A 1,355-nucleotide genomic window follows, 5' to 3' on the forward strand; every position below is an offset into this window, starting at 1 on the left:
TGTGGTTTCAACCCACGGATAGCAGTGTGCCGACCGTCGCTCACATTTTGCCTCCGTGCCGAGCTCCTTTAGCGCACGTAAATTTTAAAAATGCAGGTCTCACCTATGCTCAACATGTGGAGCTTGACATTTACGTTCATAGCAGATCGAAAAACGACCTTATTCGAGCCGCTGACCCCGAAAGCGGATCGATTTCACCGAGATAAGAACGAAATTCGTTCTTTTTTTGGCGTTTCGCTGATTTTTTTAAGGGATAAGATCGAATTTCGTGCTTGTTCAAGCCTTCCTCTATCGAAAGGCAGTTTGACCTTTTTAGCCTCCATGAGCGCGCAGGAAAGAGAGCTTCTGAACGCCCTCCCAAAAACAGGAAGTATCAGCATTCAACGTATGGGTTTGCTAGATTTTCGATAGGGGCCGTGCCCAACAGGGCCCGTGCCCCAATCTGCTGAAACGCTGAACTTTCGAGCCGATCCACGGCCCCCCCATCCCGGCATCCCCGTATTCAAGTGGTCAAACAGGCGGGCTAAAGAATCTTTGCGGGTATAAGAGGTCTCCGGCTCCGTAGACGTATCAGCGAATGTTGTAATTTATACAACTAAAACGGGGGAATGAACCGCATTGGCAGGTCAATGTTGTAGAAAATACAAAATTTCGGGCGATGTTCCTCGATTTGAAGCCAATCGCCCCCAAATTGTTGCACGAAATGCAACATTTCCTGCTCTGATTTGCGAATGATGGGATAATGTTGTATTTTCTGCAGGATTCATCGCCCAACGTCCGCGGGGCGCGGCCGAAAACCGGAGAGGCAGGGGCAATCTCAGTCAAAAATCGGAAATAGCGGATAAAACAACAGGTCGCCTGCATACAGCACCAGGAACCCTCCGATCAGCGCGCCAAAACAAAGAAAAGCGGTGCGGTGCGCCCGGTTTTTGATCCATCCGAACGTATAGCCGATCGCCATCGTCAGCGGAACAAAAGTGAGGCCGACAGTCAGCTGCCCGATCGAAAAGCCTGCGATGAAGCTGAATACATAGATGCCGGCAGCGGCGGCCCAGTAAAACAGATGCTTCCCCATGAGAGCCAGAATGAAGGACGCGACGGCCACGATCAGAGCGGAATAAGCAATGAAAGTAAACAACGGCATGGAATTTCGCCTCCTGCTTTGCCATGAAAAATTAGGAATGCACACAATGAGATAAGGACCCGGTTCTCGAACAAATCCCCGCCTCTTTTCGTCGCCTCGGCAATTATCTTGTTGTTGTAACTCAACTTTCGCACCTAGAAAATCAATGTAAAACCAATTGTAGAGCGGGTTTAAGGTCTGTTGAATAGCCAGCTTGCCAAAATAGAAAAAC

At 49.2% G+C, this 1,355-nt stretch carries 1 protein-coding gene; it reads right to left on the reverse strand.

Going from position 1 to position 1,355, the window contains the following annotated elements:
* Positions 1-817: 817 nt before the first annotated feature.
* On the reverse strand, positions 818-1,355 hold a 538-nt coding region (locus tag F591_RS32525), incomplete at its 5' end, for a hypothetical protein (RefSeq protein WP_211217641.1).

The organism is Paenibacillus ginsengihumi DSM 21568 (assembly GCF_000380965.1).
Taxonomy (GTDB): Bacteria; Bacillota; Bacilli; order Paenibacillales; family NBRC-103111; genus Paenibacillus_G; species Paenibacillus_G ginsengihumi.